This window comes from Thermomonas sp. (assembly GCF_035369645.1).
Lineage (GTDB): Bacteria > Pseudomonadota > Gammaproteobacteria > Xanthomonadales > Xanthomonadaceae > Thermomonas.
Genome location: NZ_DAOOUM010000043.1, coordinates 17,501 through 21,484, shown reverse-complemented (window position 1 = coordinate 21,484; position 3,984 = coordinate 17,501). Strand labels below are relative to the sequence as shown.

At 61.0% G+C, this 3,984-nt stretch carries 3 protein-coding genes and 1 pseudogene; 2 read left to right on the top strand and 2 right to left on the bottom strand.

Features of this window, described 5'->3' with window-relative positions; translation table 11 throughout:
* Positions 1-155 (bottom strand): annotated as a pseudogene (locus tag PK789_RS09080) (OmpO family porin); the annotation flags it as partial.
* A gap of 247 nt (positions 156-402) precedes the next feature.
* Between PK789_RS09080 and PK789_RS09075 the strand changes: the two are divergent.
* On the top strand, positions 403-1,431 hold the full coding sequence (locus PK789_RS09075; protein WP_223629375.1) for a PA2928 family protein: 1,029 nt from the start codon (positions 403-405) through the stop codon (positions 1,429-1,431).
* Between the two features lie 24 nt (positions 1,432-1,455).
* Here the strand turns inward: PK789_RS09075 and PK789_RS09070 are convergent, their stop codons facing one another.
* Positions 1,456-1,935 (bottom strand): tRNA (cytidine(34)-2'-O)-methyltransferase, encoded by a 480-nt coding sequence (locus tag PK789_RS09070; RefSeq protein WP_324308444.1) that lies wholly within the window; start codon positions 1,933-1,935, stop codon positions 1,456-1,458.
* 118 nt (positions 1,936-2,053) lie between these two features.
* On the opposite strand from PK789_RS09070, the gene PK789_RS09065 reads away from it, so the two are divergent.
* On the top strand, positions 2,054-3,984 hold a 1,931-nt coding region (locus PK789_RS09065; RefSeq protein WP_324308443.1), incomplete at its 3' end, for a M16 family metallopeptidase.

The following is a 3,984-nucleotide window of genomic DNA, read 5'->3' as shown; positions in this document are numbered from 1 at the left end:
ACCGAGCCACTCAGGCCCCAGCCGTCGGCGTCCGGGCCGTTGGTGTTGGTGGCGACATAACCACCCTGCACGTAGTTGTAGTTGATGCCGTCGGCCGCAGAGGCAGCAAAGGGCAGGGCGGCAATCAGGGCAAGGGCAATGGCATAACGCTTCATGAGGGAGACCTCCATGTTGTTGTTGTGGGTGCCTCGCCAGGCGGCGGGCACGGGTGCAATTTCGATGATTGCGTCACAACACTGGCTGAATCCAAAACTGATTGGTACAGGAATTGTTCAATATGTAAGCAGTAGAAGCACGCACCTTACGCTTGGCCCTGAAAGCGGTACCTTTGGCCAGGTGTTGTCCGCTTTAGCGCCAGCCCGGCGTACAGATGTCTAAAAGCACCAAAGGAAAGCCAGCACGATGATGGGCACGCACCAATCCCTGCTCCGCCATTTAGTGTTCATTGCATGCGCAGCGCTGCTGGCCGCGTGTTCGCACATCGGCCGCCAAGTGCCGACGGTGTTCCAAGGCAAGTTCAGCCCCAGCGGCAAGTACTACGCGTACATCTACCAGAGCGTGTTCATCTTTTCCTATCAACGCACCGGCGGTCGTTCCGTCAGCAATGGGTCGCTCACCTATTACCTGCAAGTCGTCGATTCGAGCACCGGTCAGAAACTGCTGGCCAAACCGCTGAAGCCGCGGGAGTTCGATTGCACGTATCCGCAGCTCGGTGCTGTGAGTGAGGCGCATGTACTGATCGCATGTTCCAATAGCAAGGGTCAAGCGCAGGCTCCGTTCGTGTTCTCGATCGCTACACAGCAAGTCACCCTGACGGGCAAGGCCATTGCCGAGCGTAACCCGGCGCTGGGCGGCGTCCACGGTACCGATTTCTATCGTAGCCGCGAGCAGCTGAGTGCCTTCATCATGGAAGCCAGCGATGGGCGCAAATACCAGCTGAACCCGGACAGTGGCACCGCGCAGCCGGTCACTGGTGACTTCGAACGGCTGGATATCGACGATCCGCTTCGCGGTGAATTGCCCAAGAGTCTGCGCGAAGCCGGGGACGGGCGACGCTACATTGAGGTGGCAGCGCGCGGGCAGTCACGGCGGTCGACGGAAGATTTTCTCAGGCCCAAGTATTTGATGCTTGGCCATGACACCGAGGATCACTTCTCGCCGGCAACGCAAGTGGATGGTGGTTTTCTGGTGTTGTCCAACACCGTGAAAGACAGCGGCCAGCACAAGCTGCTGTCGCTGGTGGATGCCGCCACGTTGGCCACCCGCTGGAGCACGCCGCTGCCGCAGCAGCGCGGCGACTGGGCCAACGGGTTCGATAACGAGCAGTTTGTGCAGCAGGGCAATCAACTGTTGGTGGCGAACTCGTCGCAACTGCTGCGGATGGATCTGCTGACTGGCCAGATCACGCGCAATGTGGATTTGGTGGATTAAAGACGGATGCGGCGCGGCTTGGCGTCAGGCGCAGCCATCAAAACCCTGCTGTCGCCACGCTTCAAACACCATCACCGCCACCGTATTGGACAGGTTGAGGCTGCGGTTATTGGGCCGCATCGGCAGGCGCAGGCGTTGACTTGCCGGGATGTCGTCCAACACATCGGCGGGTAAGCCGGCGGTTTCGCTGCCGAACAAAAACACATCGCCAACGCGGTAGGTGGGGCTGTCGTAGCGCACCCGGCCACGGGTGGACAGTGCGAACACGCGCGGCGCGCTGCTTTGGCTGGCTGCGATGGCGGTCAGTGCGGCAGCCAAGTCGTCGTGTACCTGCATCGGAGCATATTCGTGGTAGTCCAGCCCGGCGCGGCGCAGTTGCTTGTCATCGAGAGCAAATCCCAATGGGCGCACCAGGTGCAACTGTGCGCCGGTATTGGCGCACAGGCGGATCACGTTGCCGGTGTTGGGCGGGATTTCCGGGCGATGCAGGATGACGTGAATCATGCACGCATTGTAGGGCGTGGGCGCTGGCGTGACTTCTGTCTACTGCAGGCAATCAAGGATGGCAGCTATCATTACAGGTTAACGGCGTCGTTCGTGACGCCCATCACAGGAGTTGCCGATGTCCATGCTTCGTCCCGCCGCGCTGGCGTTTGCCCTTGCCACCGCGCTGTCAGCCGGAACCTATGCCCCCGCCATACAAGCAGCCAACGCGCCGGCGGTGGATATCAAATACGAAAGTTTCACGCTTCCCAATGGCTTGCGCGTAGTGGTGCACACCGACCGCAAGGCCCCGATCGTGGCGGTCAACGTGTGGTACCACGTGGGCAGCAAAGACGAGCCGGCCGGCCGCACCGGCTTTGCCCATTTGTTCGAGCACCTGATGTTCAACGGCAGCGAAAACGCGCCCGGCGAGTTCTTTGCCCCGTTCAAGGACATCGGTGCCACCAACCAGAACGGCACCACCAATTCCGACCGCACCAACTATTTTGAAAACGTGCCGACCACCGCGCTGGATACTGCGCTGTGGATGGAGTCCGACCGCATGGGCCACCTGCTGGGTGCGATCGACCAGAAGACCTTGGACGAGCAGCGCGGCGTGGTGCAAAACGAGAAGCGTCAGGGCGAAAACCAACCCTACGGGCAAGTGTGGGACGAGCTGGGCAAGATCATGTACCCGGCTGGTCACCCCTACCACCACAGCACCATTGGCTCGATGAACGACCTCAACGCGGCCTCGCTGGAGGATGTGAAGACTTGGTTCAAGACCTGGTACGGCCCGAATAACGCGGTGCTGGTGCTGGCCGGCGACATCGATCTGGCCACCGCCAAGGAAAAAGTGAGCAAGTTCTTTGGCGATATTCCCGCAACACCCACCATGGCCCAGCCGAAGGTGGATGTGGCCGCGCACACCAGCAATTCGCGCAGTGAAATGACCGACACGGTGCCGCAGTCGCGCATCTACCGGGTATGGAATGTGGCGCAGTACGGCACCCAAGATCTGGATCGCTTGCAATTGCTGGCGCAAATTCTGGGTGGCGGTAAATCGTCGCGCTTGGACAAGCGCTTGGTACATCAAGACAAACTGGTGGACAACGTCAGCGCGGGTGCCTACGGCTCGCAGCTGAGCAGCACCTTCATGATCACCGCGACGGTCAAGCAGGGCGTGGACGTGGCCAAGGTCGAGGCGGTCATCGACGAAGAATTGAATAAATTGTTGAAAGACGGTCCCAGTGCCGACGAAGTGACGCGCAATCGCACCGCCACCGAAGCCGGTTGGATCCGTGGCGTGGAGCGCATTGGCGGGTTTGGCGGCAAGGCCGATGCGCTGGCCGAATGCGCGGTGTTCATGGGCAATCCGGGCTGCTTCCGCGACAGTCTGAAAACGCTGGCCGAAGCCACCCCGGAAAACCTGCGTGCCAGCGGCAATGCCTGGTTGGGCGCGGGCAAGGGTAGCCACACCTTGGTGGTGAACCCGGGCAAGCGCGTGGCGATTGCCGAGGACGCCACGGTCAAGCCGGCCCCGTTCAATACGCCCAAAGTGGATGCCAAGTACAAGACCACTGCATCCACGGTGAACCGCAGCAAGGGCGTGCCGATGCCGACCAGCTTCCCGAAGTTGGTGTTCCCGGCGCAGCAGCACGCCACCTTGCGCAACGGCACCAAGGTCATCTTGGCCGAGCGCCACGACATCCCGGTGGTGCAGATGAGCTATGACTTCCGTGGCGGCACTGCAGCGGATCCGGCCGACAAGCCGGGTATGGCCAACTTCGCCATGGGCCTGCTGGATGAAGGTGCCGGTGATTTGGATGCACTGGCATTTGCCGATCGCGCGCAGGCGCTGGGTGCCACGGTGGGGGCCAGCGCTGGCCTTGACAGCAGCAGTGTCTATTTGTCAGCGTTGAAGCAGAATCTGGAGCCGTCGATGGCGCTGTATGCCGATATGCTGCGCAAGCCGCGTTTCGAGCAGGCCGACATCGACCGCGTGCGCGGCCAATGGATTGCCGGCATCAAGCAAGAAAAAGCCAATCCCAATGGTTTGGTGCGGCGCGT

Excerpts from the sequence above, each read along its gene's own strand:
- PK789_RS09075 (WP_223629375.1), top strand. The coding sequence starts at position 403 with ATGATGGGCACGCACCAATCCCTGCTCCGCCATTTAGTGTTCATTGCA.
- PK789_RS09070 (WP_324308444.1), bottom strand. The coding sequence starts at position 1,935 with ATGATTCACGTCATCCTGCATCGCCCGGAAATCCCGCCCAACACCGGC.